Genomic DNA, 17,801 nt, shown 5'->3' with positions numbered 1-17,801 from the left:
CCCGCTATCAACTTTATGTTAATAGCGGGATTTTCAACTTCTCTACTACTCTTCATTACTTATAAGGTGGACCTTTCGGCACGCTCCCAAAAGGTGAAGTAGAATACATCATTTCTCTGTATGTAATCATCATGCTCTGGCTTTTTATTGCATCGACTTGTTCATTGTAAGATGAAACAAGCTTTTCAATTTCTTCTTCTACCGTTTCTAAAAGCGCAATGCTTTTTGTTTTTTGTTCCTTTGCTTCTTCTACAATTGCGTTTATTACTTTACCTTTGCTATCGTCTTCCACTACAATTTTCTGGATTTTCTTTTCCAATGCGTCGTCAATAGCGGCAATTTTATCCGTGAGCTCTGTAAATTGTTGGGTTCTATCCGTCAAGTCTTCTTGCGGCGAGACGCGCTCAAACATAAACGCTGTTTTGCTTTCAGTTCCTTCCATCTGTTATCCTCCAGGCACATAGTTAAATAGAATACTAAGATCTCGGTCCTTGCTGAAAAGCTGTTCGATATTGGACTTTGCTGACTCTAAAAAGTCTTCGTTATCCGTCAAGCTTTTAGTTAAACCTTCCATCAAGTGAGAAATATCCATGCCGCTTAAACCGTTAAACTGTTCAGTTACTTCTACTTTATCAATTTGCACAGGTGAAAAGTAAGGTAAAAACACGTGCTTTCGTAAAAGCGGAAGCTGACCGCACGGGTTCGTTTCAATATTACGGATATCGCTTAGCACCTTTTGCTTTTGGTTTTCATAATCATCAATAATATGCTCTTGAAACCTTTCAGCAATTTTAGTGATATACGTTTTCTTTTTCTGAAGTTCCTGCTGTCCTTCTTGGTACATGCGCACCGCAGCCGAAATATTAACTTTAATTTCTTGGTTTCCACCAGTCATCAGCACCAAATCATTACCTGAATATCCTTGATTTTTAGAAGCACCTAGCGCATTTAACATCTCGACGATTCCGTGACTTGCAATAATTTCTTCCATAACTGACCCTAGCTCTTCATGTAATCGCTTAGCGCTTGCTTGCATATTTTGCACTTCATGATAAATAGCAATAGCCGCATCCACATCACCAGCCATTACGTTAAACCCGCTGGCCATAGCTGCTTGCCCCGCATATGGACTGTACTTGGTACCTTTCATCATTTCTTCTGACATCTTGCGGTTCTCGTCGATGCTATTAATTTTTTCTTTAATGATTTTTAATGACTTTTCAATGTTCGCAAGCTCTTCCACTGCGACTTGCTTCTGTGCGTTTGTAATATAGCCTGCGTTTTTCAATTCACCAAAAATCACATCTGCATTCGACGTGATGTTCGTAACCTTTTCAAGCAAAGGCGGCACTTTTTTATTGACGTCTGAAATCATGTCATCAAGGTCTTTGCTGAAATACGTGCCAACAGCAGCTCCTACTCCGTCGTTCATAATTTTATCAACGACGTCCATATTCACACCCGTTAAGTCTTCAATCCCTTGATTGTTTCCACCGTTCTGAAATCCTTCTGCATACACTAATGCAAAATCTTGTAAGCTTTTAACCTCTGAATCTGGAATTTTGTCAATAATAGCTTTTAGACCTGGCTTGTCAGGATTCGTATCAATCATGGTGACATCACCCAATGTGAAAAACCCTCGAATATTTGCCAGGGCGTTCAATGGATCATCAGAAGAAATAACCTGGTGAATCACCGTACCTTTTTCTTTATAATACGCTTCTGCGAAAGTTTTAAGTTCGTCTTGAGGCAGAGAGTAGATGGCTTTAGAATCTGCTAAACTTATGTTGAATTTTTCTTTCACTGCTTCTCTAAACTCAAAATCTCTTTGGTAGAGTTGAAAATATGTTGACTGCGCACCGTTGACGCTATAAATTTCGTCAAAGTTTTCAGTTAGCAATTGTGACACAGTGTTATTATTGTGAGCTAATGAATGTGATAAGCCAATGATACTAGAAATATCTTCTATTGATTCCTTTTTTTTAAACTCTTTCTGTGCTTCCTTTACAAAGATTTCCGTACTCTTTGCTTGGCTAGTGTCTATCCCAGCCTGCATTGCTCGTAGGTTATACAGCCAATCGTCAGTGTCCGTTGTCCCTTGAGATACTACGTACATTTCGTTTACGTCCTGCTCTTTGGAATAGATGTGTATAGCCGTTCCATCGTATGAAGAATTATTATATTTATTTACTCGATCAAATTCAGAAGAGCGCACAACGCTTATTTCACCTTTTAAGGGTTTACCTGTTTCTTCAATATAAATCCGCTGTACTTCTCGGACAAACTCTTCTTTACTTATATCCTTGTAACCTAAGTCTGTAATTCTTAACCATAGTTCATTTGTTTTTACAAGTTGGTTATCACTCATTTATTGTTCACTTTCTTTCTTCTTTGAAAATTCAACTGAGGAAATTAACTTATACGCACGCTTTTTAAACTCTTCCTCTTCAGGACCACATGACTTTGGATTATCCATACAGCTTCCAGTATAAATAATCTCTACTCCCCCCCAGCCTTCCTTAGGATGGATGTAGGCACCGTAACCATATAAAACACCATTTTTCTTCGTAAATGGAGCTACGTACGTCACTTTTCCTTTGCCATCAATTCGGTCAAACTTCATCTCTTCACCTATGTTATTTGTTAAGAACTCTTTAGCGTATTCAATTCCCGTTTCATCATTGAGTAGATTTTTTGTATACTGAATGCTAAGCTGCGCTTCCGCTTTATCATCATACAGAAGACCTACTAGAAAAGATTCACCATTGTCACCATCTCGTGTATAACCAATCCCATCGATCTCTCCACCAGTTGGAAACAACATTTCATACACACCGGTTTTGGATTCAAGCGTATAGTATCCTTTTTCCGTTTCTTTTGTCGACTTGATCATATCTCGCGTAAATTCATCTTGAAGGGCTCTTGTATTTGGCAATTCCTCCACGGCCACTTCGCTTGGCTTCTGTTCTACTGGTTTTGTTTCGTTTGATTGTTCGTCACTCATTTGACACCCTCCTATGACAAGGCTACTGAGAAGTAAGGCTACAATTCCTTTTCGTTTTATAAACATCTGGTGCCTCCTACTTTCTTTCTATGTATACATTCTTCTATTATAGAAAAACTTGGTTAGTTTTCACATTGGGCTTTTTACTTAAAAATGGATTTTCGTAGGTTTTTGGAACTATCATCATTTAATTCTTACAGAGTAAATTTACTTATGTACTCTAACTAATTTTCTGTTTATTTGGTTCTTACTCATCTGCATTTTGATTGGATTGTGCTAGTTCGAGTACTATCATTTATTGTTTAACCTCCTTTTTGTTTAAGAATTCAACCGAGGAAATTAACTTATACGCACGCTTTTTAAACGTTTCTTCTTGTGGATCACATGGCTTTGTCTTGTCTGCACAACGTGTTAAGTAAATAATTTCCACTCCTCCCCAACCTTTATCAGGATGAATATAGGCTCCATAACCATATGTACCAAACTCCTTCGTCTTAAACGGCGCTACATACGTAACTTTTCCTTTTCCATCAATTTGGTTAAACGTCATGTCTTCACCTACATTATTCGTTAAAAACCTTTTGGCGTATTCAATGTCCTTTTCATCATTTGATAGTAGTGTCGTATACCTAACGCTAAGCTCCGCTTCCGCTTTATCATCGTACAGAATACCAGCTAGAAAAGACTCACCATTCTCACCATCTCTCGTATAACCAATGCCATCAATTCCTCCACCAGTTGGAAACAACATTTCATACACACCGGTTTTGGATTCAAGCGTGTAATATCCTTTTTCCGTTTCTTTTGTCGATTTAATTATTTCTCGTGTAAATTCATCTTGAAGGGCTCTAGTATTTGGCAATTCCTCTGTCGCCACTTCGCTTGGCTTTTGGTCTAGGGACTTTGTTTCAATTGATTGTTCGTCACTCATTTGACAGCCGCCTACGACAAGACTACTGAGAAGTACGAGTATGATTCGTTTTCGTTTTATGAGCATTTGGTGCCTCCTGATTTTATGTTTGTGTAATAACGTGTAACACTTATTTTTTAGCCTCATTTTTGTTTAAGAATTTTACTGAGGAAATCAACTTGTACGCACGCTTTTTAAACGTTTCTTCTTGTGGATCACATGGCTTTGTCTTGTCTGTACAACTTGTTGAGTAAATAATTTCCAATCCCCTCCAACCTTTATCAGGATGAACGTATGCACCATAACCATACGAACCAGTTTCCTTCATCTTAAAAGGCGCTATGTACATTACCTTTCCTTTTACATCAATTCGTTCAAACGTCATGTCTTCACCTATGTTTTTTGTTAAGAATCTTTTGGCGTATTCAATATCTGTTTCGTCATTTGATAGAATTGTATTATAATTAATTCTAAGTTCTGCTGACGATTTATCCTCATACAAAATACCAGCTAAAAACGCCTCACTGCTTTCACTCTTTCGCGTATAACCAATGCCATCGATTTCTCCACCAGTTGGAAACAACATTTCATACACACCGGTTTTGGATTCAAGCGTGTAGTATCCTTTTTCCGTTTCTTTTGTCGACTTGATCATTTCTCGCGTAAATTCATCTTGAAGGGCTCTTGTATTTGGCAATTCCTCCACGGCCACTTCGCTTGGCTTCTTTTCTACTGGTTTTGTTTCGTTTGATTGTTCGTCACTCATTTGACAGCCGCCTACGAATAGGCTACTGAGCACTAAGGCTACAATGCCTTTTCTTTTTATAAACATATGATGCCTCCTACTACTAGCTATGTATATATGATAAGGTTACTACTTCACTTTGTACCACTAAACTAATGATTAATACTACTTATTTCTTAGTCTAATTTTCATTTAAAAACTTCACTGAGGAAATCAACTGGTTCTGGTGCAAAAAACTAAAACCACCTGTAAATAACCTCTAAATCTTGGACAAACTGATACTAGTACTCTAAAACGAAGGATGTGATTAGTATGAAAAAGGAAAATCTATTCAAATGGAAACAGTATCAGCCAGATATTATTTTATTAACCGTAAGATAGTACCTACGGTACAATCTCAGTTTTCGTAATGTAGTCGAAATGATGGAAGAACGCGGACTATCGATTGCTCATACAACCATCATGCGCTGGGTTCATGAGTATGGTCCTGAATTAGATAAGCGAGTACGTCGTCATCTTAAGCCAACCAATGATTATTGGCGAGTCGATGAGACGTATGTGAAAGTCAAAGGTCAATGGATGTACCTCTATCGTGCCGTTGATTCAGAAGGAAATACGATTGATTTTTATTTAAACAAAACAAGAGATCATAAGGCTGCAAAACGCTTTTTCAAGAAAGCTTTGCGATCTTTTCATGTTTCCAAGCCCCGTGTGATCATACTAGACAAGAACCCAGCCTATCCTATGGCGATTGAAGAGTTGAAGAAAGAGAAAAAGATGCCGGTAGGCATCCAAATACGGCAAGTAAAATATCTGGGTAACATCGTAGAACAGGATCATCGATTTATTAAAAAACGAGTGTGCTCTATGTTAGGGTTAAAATCTTTTCGTACAGCTACATCTATTATTATTTGTCGAATAGAAGCGATGCATATGATAAAAAAAGGGCAACTTATTTCACGAGACAAGTCTGCCCAAAATCAAGTGGAGTTCATCCATGAACTATTTGGAATTGCTACTTAAGACTAGATTCTACTAGGGAGCTTTTCACCTCTTTACATCTTTCTTCAGTATTTGCACCAGAACCAGATAAACTCTGTCTTCAAAGTCCTTTACTCTTTACTTAATGCGTGGAAGTAACTCTTCCCTGTTCTGAATAAGCAAATGGTTTTCTATATTGCTACAATCAACTTTTCCAGAAACAGAGATAGGAAACTTTTCTTCTATTAAATTAGTAATTGCTTGACTCTTTTCGTTCGAAAGGATTACTGTATTTTCTCCAAGCGTTTCAATACATTCATCAAATAATTGATGGTCACTACCTTTCGTGTTTATTTTGAGGGCTTTTAAGTTCTGTTCTAACTTCTACTGCCTTACTATTTTATTATCCACTTAATCTCATCTCTTTCCACAAGAAAAATTTATAAAATAACTATAGCATATAGCCAGAGAAGACGTTAAAAAGCTTATCTTATAGAGCAAAAGAACTCCTACCTTTTGGAATTCTTCTATTTCCATATAAGCTGTTTTCGATTTCACTTAAAGGTAATTGATGACATTACCTTGTGTGCTCGATCTTTTATTTTTTCATTTGATGGTTCACACTGGACCTGAAGCTGATTACACCCTACTGAATATACTACTCTCACTCCACCTTTTTGACTTTTTGGATAGACATATGCCGCATAACCAACTGCGTCTTCGTCCACCTTGAATGGTGCTATATACAATGTTCGATTTTTCAAGTCTACTTTTTCAAAAGCTGATGAGATTCCTAAATTATTCGTTAAAAAATCAATAGAATAATTTACTCCTTTTTTATCGTTATAAAGCTCTTGGTTATAGTTGATACGGATTTGCGCTTCTACTTGATCACCGTATACTGCGCCTATTACATAGGATTCAATTTGGTTTTCTGTATATGAATAAAGCTTCTCAGAAATTCCCCCACCAGCCGGAAACAACATCTCATACTCCCCCGTTTTGGATTCAAGCGTGTAGTATCCTTTTTCCGTTTCTTTTGTCGACTTGATCATTTCTCGCGTAAATTCATCTTGAAGGGCTCTGGTATTTGGCAATTCCTCTATCGCCACTTCGCTTGGCTTTTGGTCTAGGGACTTTGTTTCAATTGATTGTTCGTCACTCATTTGACAGCCGCCTACGAATAGGCTACTGAGAAGTACGAGTATGATTCGTTTTCGTTTTGTAATCATGTGGCTCCTCCCAACTTCGTTCTACTTATATCCTTTATTACAAAGACAACATACAGCATTAATAAAATGAACTATTTTACCAACTGAACTAGTTCATTAATCGCATATTCTAATTCTTCTTTGGTGTTATAAAAATGTGGTGCAATCCTTATGACGTCTTTTCTTGATGAAACTAGTATCCTCTTTTCTTTTAGCTTTTTTTCAACCTTTGAAGCCTCATCAATAAAAAAAGGTGTCATGCCAGAATACATACTAGATGCTGTTGGAGTAGCAACTTTTAAGCCGTTTGCTATTCCAAATTCTCTAGTAAACTTACCTAAATCTTGTAGGTAAGAATGAATATGTTCTACTCCCACATTAAGCAGCAACTTAAGAGCTTCATATGCAGCATAAATGCTAATAAAACAAGGCGTTCCTGTTTCAAAACGCTTAGCTCCATAAGCATAAATAGAATTGTAAATATCAAATTTCGCTTTATCTTCTTGACCAAACCATCCTGTATGTCTAGGCTGCAATTGTTCAGCTAGCTCTTTTTTGATATAAAGAAAAGCTACCCCTGGTATTCCTAACATGTACTTTCGTGTTCCTGTGCAAAGCATATCAATATTCATTTCTCTTACATCAATTGGAACCTGACCTGCGGATTGATATGCGTCAACAAATAATAGAGAACCTTTGTGATGCACGATATTGGAAATTTTTTTAAGATTTTGTGTAAAACCGTTATGATAGGAAACGTGACTAATAAAGGTAAGTAGTGTACGCTCTGTTACTTCCTTTTCATATTGCTCTAATGGTAACATTCCATTTTGGGAACGAATGAATGACACATCAGCTCCATGATGCTTTTGTGCAAACCAAATATGGCCAGCAGTAGGAAACTCGAGATCAGTTAAAGAAATTCTGTTTTTAGTATGATGATATGAAAGAGTAGTAGCTACGGCAGAAATAGCATCAGATGCAGAAGCGACTATCGCAATTTCATCCGGTTCTGCGTTTATAAATTCTGCAAATTTTTTTCTTGTAGCTTCAACTTTCAAAATAGATTCTTCCCAATTTGTACCTACTGAAAGCAAGCTCGCATGATACTCTTCAATTGCTTTTGAAATCGGTTGAGCTATCGCCCCTTGGGAACACTAGCTAAATGTACGTAATCACCTAATACAGGAAAAAGCGAACGATAAGAACTAAAACAAGTATTCATTCTCCACCTCTTTTCTATTAATACCTCAGCCATTGTAACAATCACGAAATGAGCAAGTTAAATCGTTTTCCAAGCTTGGTCTATTTTTAAAACTTCACCGATGAAATTAACTTGTACGCACGCTTTTTAAACGTTTCTTCTTGTGGGTCACATGGCTTTGTTTTATCCGTACAACGTGTTGAGTATATAATTTGCACACCTCCCCATCCTTCATTAGGATGAATATAAGCACCATACCCATATGAGCCAAACTCTTTTGTCTTGAACGGTGCTACGTACGCCACTTTTCCTTTTCCATCAATTCGGTCAAACGTCATGTTTTCACCTATATTATTCGTTAAAAGCTCTTTAGCATATTCAATGCCAGTTTCGTCATTCGATAAAACGTTTGTATACTTAATCCTAAGCTCTGCTTCCTCTTTGTCATCATACATAATACCAGCTAAAAATGTTTCATTACTTTCACCTTTTCGCGTATAACCAATGCCATCAATTCCTCCACCAGTTGGAAACAACATTTCATACACACCGGTTTTGGATTCAAGCGTGTAGTATCCTTTTTCCGTTTCTTTTGTCGATTTAATCATATCTCGTGTAAATTCATCTTGAAGGGCTCTGGTATTTGGCAAGTCCTCTGTCGCCACTTCGCTTGGCTTTTGGTCTAGGGACTTTGTTTCAATCGATTGTTCGTCACTCATTTGACAGCCGCCTACGAATAGGCTACTGAGAAATATGAGTATGATTCCTTTTCGTTTTATGAACATTTGGTGCCTCCTTTTTTTCGTTCCATACATACATTGTTCTATTATAGAAAAAAATTGGTTAGTTTTTACATTAGGCTTTTTACTTAAAAATGGATTTTTGTAGGTTTTTGGAACTGTCATCGTTTAATTCTTACAGAGTAAATTTACTTATGTATTCTAACTAATTTTCTTTTTATTTGGTTCTTACTCATCTGCATTTTGATTGGATTGTGCTAGTTCGAGTACTATCATTTATTGTTTAACCTCATTTTTGTTTAAAACTTCACCGATGAAATTAACTTGTACGCACGCTTTTTAAACTCTTCCTCTTCAGGACCACATGACTTTGGATTATCCATACAGCTTCCAGAATATACAATCTCTACTCCTCCCCAACCTTTGTCAGGATGGATATAGGCAGCATAGCCATATAAACCTTCGTCCATCGTGAACGGTGCTATGTACGTTACTTTTCCTTTTCCATCAATTCGGTCAAACTCCATATCTTCACCTATACTATTCGTTAAGAGTTCTTTTGCATATCCAATTCCAGTTTCATCATTAAATAGAGCATTTGTATATTTAATTCTAAGCAACGCTTCCGTTTTGTCATTATACAGAATACCAGCTAAAAATGCCTCACTGCTTTCACCTTTTCGCGTATAACCAATGCCATCGATTTCCCCACCAGCCGGAAACAACATCTCATACTCACCCGTTTTGGATTCAAGCGTATAGTATCCTTTTTCCGTTTCTTTTGTCGACTTGATCATATCTCGCGTAAATTCATCTTGAAGGGCTCTGGCATTTGGCAATTCCTCTATCGCCACTTCGCTTGGCTTTTGGTCTAGCGGCTTTGTTTTCCTTGATTGTTCGTCACTCATTTGACAGCCGCCTACGAATAGGCTACTGAGAAGTAAGGCTACAATTCCTTTTCCTTTTATGAACATTTGGTGCCTCCTTTTTTTCGTTCCATACATACATTGTTCTATTATAGAAAAACTTGGTTAGTTTTTACATTAGGCTTTTTACTTAAAAATGGATTTTTTCAGTCTTTTAGAACTACTTGGGTAAGGGGGATTACAGTGATTATTTTCTTAATTTTTTTACATGAAAATAAGCCCATTTACATTGTAAATGAGCTGCTTTGGATATGATTGGTCTACATCTTAGCAGTCTTTATCGTTCTGTTTGAAGGAATTATCCTAAAACTTCAGCTTACAAAATGTTTCTAAATGCATTGGGGTCTTCTATAAAGGGACAGTATGCACAGGTGTTAAAAGAGAATAGCTTTTTTTGAAGAAGCGTCTAGTTTTTCATAAAATCGTTTGGCTTCTTGATAACTTGTTGAATAGTCATCCGCTCCATGTATGATAAAAACGGGCATTTCAATCTTGGGTGCTAATAAATAGACATCTGATTTTGCGATTGCTCCTGATAAAGCAAAAATCCCTTTTGGTATATTAACACGTTCTTTACAAGGATCTTCGCTCCCCTTACTTTTGTATAAATCATCATTAGAAGTGACAGAACGTGAAAGCCTTGTTTTTATGCCTACTTCTTAAATTCCACAGATGAAAGTACTTTTTCAACTTTCTTCATGACTTCTTGATTGCTAGGGCTACAGGGACTGAAAGACTCTCTACACTCTGTTGTGTAGATAAATTCAATTCCTCCCACATCTCTACTCGTGTCGTATATGTATGCGCCATATCCATAATAACCATTTTCTGATTGAAAAGGAGCTAAATAGAACGTATTACCATTTTTCTCAATATTTTTAAATTCATCTTCAATACCTAAATTTTTCTTAAGAAATTTCTGTGCATATTGAATGCCCGTTTCGTCGTTAGATTGTTTTTGATTAAATTGTACTTTGATTCTTGCCTGAGTTTTATCTTCATATAACACTCCAGCCATAAAAGCTTCATTTACACCTTGATTGTTAGTATAACTGCCGCTACTAATTTCCCCATCAGCCGGAAACAACATCTCATACTCCCCCGTTTTGGATTCAAGCGTATAGTATCCTTTTTCCGTTTCCTGTGCGGATTTCAGCATGCTGCGCGTAAATTCATCTTGGAGTGCTCTTGCTTTTATTTGTTCTTCTGTTGTCGCTTCCGGTTGCGTTTCTTCCTGTTCGTTTACGCTTTGACAAGCTGTGAGGCTCAACGTTACTATCAGTAAAGCCGTGAATCTTTTTAAATTTAAACGCATTGTATACCCTTACCTCCTGTTGTTACAGATCATCAAGTGAAACGACTTCTCCAGTTATAGCATTTACAGCGTAATGGCAGTCTAGCTTTCCGCAAAGAACGTACCTTCCTTGTTTGCGGTCATAAACATAACATGGCGTCAGTATCATGAAGTCGCGAAGCCTCTTTAAGGCTTCTTGTTTCGTTATTATTACTTTATCCGCTGCTCTAAATGCTAAATACAAGTCAATAAAAGACTTATTGTCCATATAGTTTAAGACTTCATATGTATTGGAATGAATAAATAGTTTAAGTTGTCTTTTAAACACCTGTTCAGCTTCATGCTTTGCTTGTAGTTTTGCAAGCAAATAGCCCTCAGAGCGGCTTAGAGATTGTAAAACCCATTTCCCAGAATCGCTGCTATATACTTGTGCCAAAAATTGCTGAACCGCTACCACACTATTTTTAATCTCTTTCTCCGTTATTTTTCTTAAATCAGGATGCGGTTCTTGATTTTCTATTTGATTCTGTGAAAGACTCTCTGTTGCGTTTATTTCTTTACGCTGAAACGCTTTATCAATAGCGTGGCTCCATTCAATTATTTTATGAACGTCAACATGTGATCTTTCATCTTCGACTAATTGAAACGGTATCAGCGACAAATCGCGATTTCGTATGTATACTTCTTCAATTGCATAAGCAGGCGTCATTTTTTCCGTCTCCATATTTGGAAATTCAGCTAACTTTAGCTGCTCAGCCACAATGTGCTTCACTTGCGGTAGAGTAAGCTCATACTTTTCTCTGTTAAACGTCTCTTTCTTTGAAAAGTCTCCGTAGATTGAGAAAAACGTTAAATTCCCCGCTTCATCCACTTCAACTTCAATAGATCCAGATGGCGATACGGAAACACCGTTTAGGATTTTTCTAAAGGACATTCTCTTGTCCTCACGCTTATGAAATACAAAATGAGTGCCTTCTTGAAGTCCCGTTTCGCTCTCAATCCAACGAACAACAGCATTCGAGTCTTCAATCGAAAGCTTGACACCTTCAGCATAAGAAATCCCGCTAACAAAAATGACGCTTGTAAACTGGCCTGTATGAAGGTTGACTTCGACAACAGCTGTCCCGTCAGGATTAAGGTCTTCATCTAACAAGTCTTTTTCATAATTCGGAAACCATTCCATTGAAAGTGTATAGATGGTGTCTCCTAGAATAGTAGCACTGCGCCTAACGTCTGAACGATATAAATAGTAGTCTTGCAAGCCCAATTTTTCTTTTGTATGTTGAATGAGTTCATTTATTCTTGATTTCATTTGATTCTCCTTATCCTATTCCATAGTTTGGTAGATTTACCCACTATGATAAGGGAGAAACGCATTTTTTACAATTATTTTCCACAAACACTTTTAGAGCTTCCCTTTCCGATAAGCAAGTGGCGTCATTCCCATCATTTTTTTAAACTGATCAATAAAGTAGCTGGTGCTGTTAAATCCCACTTCAAAGGCTACGTCCGTAATGCTTTTTTCCTCTTGCTTTAAGAGCAGAATACTTTTTTGAATGCGATACTTCATCACGTACTGAAGCGGCGTAACGTCTAGCATCCGTTTAAAATAGCGGCAGCACTCAGATCGGCTTATTTGACCGGATGCTGCAATATCATCGAGAGTAATTTTTTCGCTATAGTTCATATGCACCCACGTCAACATAGCTTTTATGCGCTGATTTTTCACTTCTTCTGTGTACACGTACTGCTTCTGAAAAGCGTGAACCAAGAGCTGTTTCCAAACCTTAATAAGATTAGCCGTAATCTCAATTTCAAACAGCGGTTCTTTCGTTTGCACAAGCTTGCGAATGACAAATAAAGCTTGTTGAATAGCTCTGCTCCACTCTTTGCTTCCATCAATCAATACATACGATAAATTGGTGGATTGAACGTAAGGCAAAACGTAAGTTGTATAGAGCTCTTGAGGTAAAAAAAGATGCGGAAGCACGTTTAAACAAATATACACGCAGCCCGTTTTCTTGAGATCTTCTGCCATATGCAAGCAGCCGCTGTTAATAAAGAGTCCATCCCCGCTACGCAGCTTAATTTTTTCTTCGTTCACTTGAAAAATCGCTTCTCCTTTTAAAACGTAGATGAGCTGAATTTCATCGTGCCAGTGAAGCGGAATGTAACCGCTGGCGTGTTCTAGTATTGTCGTCTCATAGCAAGCAATCGGCAGCGCTCCCGTGTAGTGCTTCGTTAGCTCTTTTAAGTTTTGTTCATTGATTAAAAACTGCTTAAACTTCATAGCCCACCTCAATATTTTTATATTTTTAAGCTCGATTTGAATATAAATACGCGTTTTTTCTCTTTATGATTATACTATCATGATATTTTGTAAAGGTAGGAAATCAAATGAAATCTAATCGACGTGCTGGCTTATTATTCGTGATTGTGGGCGCAACGTTTTGGGGAATTGGAGGAACAGTAACAAAAAAGCTGTTTCAAGACTATGAAATTGACGTCAACTGGCTAGTGACCACGCGTTTATTACTAGCCGGATTGCTGCTTTTACTTTTAAGCTGCTTTGGTAAAAATCGCCGGGAAGTCCTTTTCATTTGGAAAGAAAAGCAGACGGCTCTTCAGCTCGTCACTTATAGCATATTGGGCATGCTTGGCGTGCAGTATACGTATATGGCAGCTATTCATCATGGAAATGCAGCCGTCGCAACGCTGCTTCAATATTTAGCACCCGTCATTATTATTGTATACTTGCTGTTTCGAAGACAAATGCGTTTTACTAGACAAGACGGAACGATCCTTTTATTAGCTTTAACCGGATGCTTCTTCCTTCTTACAAACGGGTCGCTCTCAACGCTTTCTGTGCCCTATCTAGCCATCGTATGGGGACTGCTTTCTGCGGTATGCTCCGCTTTTTATACGCTGTATGCAGTTCGGCTTCTTAAACGATTTGACTCTTTGGTTGTTGTTGGATGGTCAATGGTGGTTGGCGGAGTTGCGCTTAGCTTTATTCGAGCGCCTTGGGAAGCTCATTTTGATACATTTACGTTTGCTGCGTACGGCTACTTGCTCTTTGTCATCATCTTTGGAACGATGCTGGCGTTTTGGCTGTATATTAAAAGCTTAGATAGCCTCCCTCCAAAAGAAACAAGTTTGCTAGGAAGTCTGGAGCCTCTTGCTGCTGTATTGACAACGGTCTTTTGGCTTCAGCAGCCGTTTGGGTTCTTTCAGTGGCTGGGAGCTGCTTGTATCTTTGGCGTTGTTTTTTTACTTACGCTTCAAAAAGCTCCTAAAGCAAAAACGCTTGAACAAGAAAATCCCCCTCTCAAAATCTCTTAAATGATGAGAGGAGGATCTTTCTCTATAGTTTATTCAACTGGTGTTTGAACGTCTTTGGTGGTTTCAATACTTTTAATTTTAAGCTTATCTTCACCTTTTAGCTCCACGCGATAGATTCGATTCTTTACAAACTTCGTACTGGCATCATACGAATCAGTAAACGTGTACTCTTCTGTTGCATACACCGAATACTTACCTTCACCCGTCTTTTCAACTTTACTAACAAGCAGTTGATCATTGGCAAACGACACGTTTTTTCCAGCTAAAGACGTAATATACGCTTCTAAATCACTATACACTTGCGCATCTTCATCGATATAAGGTGCCATTCCGCTAAAGTCGCCGCTGTTTAAGCTTGAAAAATAAGCGGCTTTATAAGACCCTACAAAGTTGTGAATCTCTGTTTCACTCACGTCTTTTACAGGCTTTGGTTCATTTTCTGCTGATTGCTTATCTTTTGCCTCTGCTTTTTCTGTCATAGCTGGTGCAGTATTATCATCCGTAACCCCGCGGCCAAAATTCATATACACAATAAAAATGAGCACAATTGCAAGAACTGCCCCTACGAAAAAGGGAAACGTTCGCTTTGTTTTTTGCTGCTTTTCCAGAACCGGATAGTCGGCTGTAGCTGGAACGCTTAGCTTTTCTTCTTTCACTTGCAAACTAGCAAAATAAGAAGGAAGAGAAGCAGCTGACATAGGTTCCGGCCCGGTAAGCATTTGTACTTCTTTAGCAACTTCAATAAATTCAGTAATAGCTGAGCTTCGGTAAAGATCTGCTACTTGGTCGAATGCTTCAATTTCTTTTCCGTGAAAAAACGTTCGCGAAGCGTCCATAAATGATGATAACCATTTATAGTGAGAATCCATTTCTTCGACGTAGGTTACTCTCTCGATTTGTTTTTGTAGCTGTTGTTGAGAACGCTCGCTATCGTCTATTATTTCATTAATTTCTTTTTCAATAGCCCGCAGCGCCTCGATAGCGTATGCTTTCATATTAGCTTCAAGATTCGCAAAACTGTTCTTCAAACCAGGTAAGTCGATTTCTATGAGCTGTTTATTTGCGACGATAAGACGACGAAGACTTTCATTGTACTCGTGCTGCTTCGTACGAAAACCAGTTGCTGTTTGCTTTGTCACGTACTGCTTTTTTCGGAGCTGATTCCATTCTTCAAGCAGTTCACTTTCTTGCTTTTGAACAGTTAAAGCATTTTCTTTTAACCCTTCACGCTTTTGATAAAAAGCCATAAACGCTGGCAAATATTCTGCGCACTTCGCTTCAAGATTCGCTAGCTTGTTTGTTTGACCATATGCTGACATAACATCGAAATAACGATTGAACAAGCTGGTCATGTCAGACGATGTGTTAATGTTTGTTTCAAACAGAGTTAGTATCTCTGTATGCAGTTGTTTTAACTTCTCTACTCGGCGCAAGTTTTGACTGCGCGCTTCCAGAAAAGCTGGATACTCTGTTGAAAGCAAAGTCGTCACTAAGAACTCTAAGTTAGTCATGTCATACTGCTTGCGCTCTGCTTTTACTACTTTGTAAACCGCGTTCAGCTCTTTTGAAACCTCTAATATAAACGCTTCTTCCGTCAGTTGATGAAGCTTGTCCTTTACATTATGTAAATGGCGTGAACGCAGCGGTTCTTTTTCGTTATATAAATTCAGCCATTTTTGCAGCATCTCATAAGCTGCTTCGTTCCATTTCATTGTGCTCATGTAGTTATTCACCTGTTAATTCAATATTTTCTACTATCACTATACAGGAATTTCACGAGATTTCCAGACAAAAATAGCTATACGATAATCCGCATAGCATCTCGACATTAATATTCATAAGCTTTTAACTCTTCTTCAAATACCATTTGCATCGCGGTAAAATCATCTGGATGGGCCTTCATCGCATCATGCAGGTGGTTTAGCTCAAACTGTGAAGTAATTTCGTATTCTTTTAAATACTCATAGCTTTCAAGCTGTTCTTTAACCGCGTGCTCCTGCATCGTTTTGTTCTTAGGGTATTTCTCTTGGGCAGCTTGATAAACCGCTTGCTCGACTTCTTTTTCATCTAGCGAAACAATCGGATTCGTAAGCGTAGCTGAAAAAGCAGTTGGCGTATTCTGACTAGTTTCTGTTTGACCTACGAGCTTATCCTCAAGTTCAGACAGCTTCATTTTTACATGTTCAAGCTGTTTTACAGCCTGATTTTTTTCTGCGAGGACTTCTTTCTTTTCTTCTGTCAGCTCAGTAACCTCTTCTTCTAGCAGTGAAATTTTTTGATAACTCGTAATAATAAGTGCAGAACAAAATAAAAAGACAATCGTTAGCGCAAGCATCAGCGCAAGAAACCACCATTTTTTATAAAGAGGTATTGGAACTGTTGACATGTAAAATCCCTCCTTTATAGCTTGGCACACTCTTTTAATACCCATGTATATGCGTAAAGAAGGGATTTTATTTATTGATAGACGGCTAAAACGTTTTTAATATAAACTCTTTGAAGTTCTGCACGGCTGGTGAAATATATCTTCCTTCAACCCAAGCTAGACCGATAAGACGTTCACATTTTGGATAGCGAATAGGAATTTTCACGATATGACTTTGATCTACTCCTTTTAAATCTGGCAAAATTGATACGCCAAGACCCGCAGCAACAAGACCCGCAACCGTGTCAGCTTCTTCTCCTTCAAAAGTTACATGAGGATTCACGCCCACTTCATGTAGACACTGTTCAACTGTGACGCGTAGACTAAATCCTTTTTTCAAATGAATAAACGGCTCTTCTACTAGCTCTTCAATCGTAATAGCTTCTTTTTTAGCAAAAGCATGGTTCGTCGGCACAATCGCAAATAACTCTTCTCTCCAAAGCTCTTTCCACACTACGGGTTCTTTAATACCCATGGGAGAGATTAAGCAAATGTCTAACTCTCCTTTCTCCAGCTGTTCTAGTAGAATGTGCGTTGGGCTCTGTCGAAGTGAAAAGTTGACTTTGGGATACTTCCTTCGGAACTCCACAAGCAAATCGGGTATAAGGTTGATACTCAGCGTATGTAGAAAACCTAGAGAAACCTGTCCTTGTTCAGGGTCAAGTAAATGCTGAATTTCTTGCTTTCCTTTCTCAAATTCGTTCATCATATTTGTAACGCTTTTTAATAGAATTTCACCGTACTGATTTAAGCGAATAGATCGCCCTTGTCGTTCAAAGAGCGAAACACCGATTTCTTCTTCAAACCGAGCTAGCGACCTGCTTAAAGCAGGTTGTGTAATCGAAAGCTCCTTCGCTGCTTTTGTCATATGCTGTAAGCGTGCTAAAGTCTGGAAATATTCAAACTGCTGCCATTCCAACTCGTTTGCCACCTCTCCCATTCATTACATAAATGCATCAAAATTATGATAACTATGCATTATACATTATATATCAGAAGTGATAGGATATACAGGAGAG

Annotated in this window: 16 protein-coding genes and 2 pseudogenes; 2 read left to right on the top strand and 16 right to left on the bottom strand. The window is 38.0% G+C overall.

What is annotated here, in order from left to right; translation table 11 throughout:
- Positions 1-55: 55 nt before the first annotated feature.
- The 5 genes from V2145_RS08080 to V2145_RS08060 all read right to left on the bottom strand — a co-directional run bounded on the left by V2145_RS08080 (position 56) and on the right by V2145_RS08060 (position 4,746).
- A complete protein-coding gene (locus V2145_RS08080) occupies positions 56-442 on the bottom strand; it encodes a hypothetical protein (protein ID WP_330987521.1) in 387 nt (128 codons plus the stop codon).
- A gap of 3 nt (positions 443-445) precedes the next feature.
- Positions 446-2,368: a DUF6792 domain-containing protein gene (locus tag V2145_RS08075; RefSeq protein ID WP_330987520.1), complete on the bottom strand. Its 1,923-nt coding sequence runs from the start codon at positions 2,366-2,368 to the stop codon at positions 446-448.
- A complete protein-coding gene (locus V2145_RS08070; RefSeq protein ID WP_330987519.1) occupies positions 2,369-3,004 on the bottom strand; it encodes a hypothetical protein in 636 nt (211 codons plus the stop codon).
- Positions 3,005-3,299: 295 nt separating this feature from the next.
- Positions 3,300-4,001: a hypothetical protein gene (locus V2145_RS08065; protein WP_330987518.1), complete on the bottom strand. Its 702-nt coding sequence runs from the start codon at positions 3,999-4,001 to the stop codon at positions 3,300-3,302.
- Between the two features lie 43 nt (positions 4,002-4,044).
- On the bottom strand, positions 4,045-4,746 hold the full coding sequence (locus V2145_RS08060; protein ID WP_330987517.1) for a hypothetical protein: 702 nt from the start codon (positions 4,744-4,746) through the stop codon (positions 4,045-4,047).
- Positions 4,747-4,971: 225 nt separating this feature from the next.
- Between V2145_RS08060 and V2145_RS08055 the strand changes: the two are divergent.
- Positions 4,972-5,682: pseudogene (locus tag V2145_RS08055) on the top strand (IS6 family transposase).
- Positions 5,683-5,778: 96 nt separating this feature from the next.
- On the opposite strand, the gene V2145_RS21440 reads toward V2145_RS08055, so the two are convergent.
- From V2145_RS21440 to V2145_RS08020, 8 genes and pseudogenes are all read right to left on the bottom strand, one after another.
- Positions 5,779-5,994, bottom strand: a complete 216-nt coding sequence (locus V2145_RS21440) for a CDI toxin immunity protein (RefSeq protein ID WP_442956797.1) — start codon at positions 5,992-5,994, stop codon at positions 5,779-5,781.
- Between the two features lie 200 nt (positions 5,995-6,194).
- Positions 6,195-6,872, bottom strand: a complete 678-nt coding sequence (locus tag V2145_RS08050; protein ID WP_330987516.1) for a hypothetical protein — start codon at positions 6,870-6,872, stop codon at positions 6,195-6,197.
- Positions 6,873-6,943: 71 nt separating this feature from the next.
- Positions 6,944-8,076 (bottom strand): annotated as a pseudogene (locus V2145_RS08045) (aminotransferase class V-fold PLP-dependent enzyme).
- An 86-nt stretch (positions 8,077-8,162) separates the two neighbouring features.
- On the bottom strand, positions 8,163-8,840 hold the full coding sequence (locus tag V2145_RS08040) for a hypothetical protein (RefSeq protein ID WP_330987515.1): 678 nt from the start codon (positions 8,838-8,840) through the stop codon (positions 8,163-8,165).
- 254 nt (positions 8,841-9,094) lie between these two features.
- A complete protein-coding gene (locus V2145_RS08035) occupies positions 9,095-9,769 on the bottom strand; it encodes a hypothetical protein (RefSeq protein ID WP_330987514.1) in 675 nt (224 codons plus the stop codon).
- A gap of 604 nt (positions 9,770-10,373) precedes the next feature.
- Positions 10,374-11,036: a hypothetical protein gene (locus V2145_RS08030; protein ID WP_094910233.1), complete on the bottom strand. Its 663-nt coding sequence runs from the start codon at positions 11,034-11,036 to the stop codon at positions 10,374-10,376.
- Between the two features lie 22 nt (positions 11,037-11,058).
- Entirely contained in the window at positions 11,059-12,327 is a 1,269-nt protein-coding gene (locus V2145_RS08025) for a hypothetical protein (protein ID WP_131887780.1), read from the bottom strand.
- Between the two features lie 93 nt (positions 12,328-12,420).
- Positions 12,421-13,305 carry an AraC family transcriptional regulator gene (locus tag V2145_RS08020; protein WP_061784949.1) on the bottom strand — a complete coding sequence of 295 codons (885 nt, stop codon included), beginning with the start codon at positions 13,303-13,305 and terminating at the stop codon, positions 12,421-12,423.
- A 107-nt stretch (positions 13,306-13,412) separates the two neighbouring features.
- Here V2145_RS08020 and V2145_RS08015 point away from each other — a divergent pair, with 107 nt between their 5' ends.
- Entirely contained in the window at positions 13,413-14,357 is a 945-nt protein-coding gene (locus tag V2145_RS08015; RefSeq protein WP_131887781.1) for an EamA family transporter, read from the top strand.
- A gap of 29 nt (positions 14,358-14,386) precedes the next feature.
- On the opposite strand, the gene V2145_RS08010 is transcribed toward V2145_RS08015, so the two are convergent.
- The 3 genes from V2145_RS08010 to V2145_RS08000 all read right to left on the bottom strand — a co-directional run bounded on the left by V2145_RS08010 (position 14,387) and on the right by V2145_RS08000 (position 17,701).
- Positions 14,387-16,078, bottom strand: coding sequence for a TcaA NTF2-like domain-containing protein (locus V2145_RS08010; protein ID WP_330987513.1), 1,692 nt, complete (start codon positions 16,076-16,078; stop codon positions 14,387-14,389).
- 107 nt (positions 16,079-16,185) lie between these two features.
- Positions 16,186-16,743, bottom strand: coding sequence for a hypothetical protein (locus V2145_RS08005; RefSeq protein ID WP_094910238.1), 558 nt, complete (start codon positions 16,741-16,743; stop codon positions 16,186-16,188).
- An 85-nt stretch (positions 16,744-16,828) separates the two neighbouring features.
- Positions 16,829-17,701 carry a LysR family transcriptional regulator gene (locus V2145_RS08000; RefSeq protein WP_330987512.1) on the bottom strand — a complete coding sequence of 291 codons (873 nt, stop codon included), beginning with the start codon at positions 17,699-17,701 and terminating at the stop codon, positions 16,829-16,831.
- Positions 17,702-17,801: the final 100 nt, after the last annotated feature.

Source organism: Priestia sp. GS2 (genome assembly GCF_036409025.1).
Taxonomy (GTDB): Bacteria; Bacillota; Bacilli; order Bacillales; family Bacillaceae_H; genus Priestia; species Priestia aryabhattai_A.
Note: the sequence above shows the minus strand (reverse complement) of the source record. Positions and strands in the feature narration are given on the sequence as shown.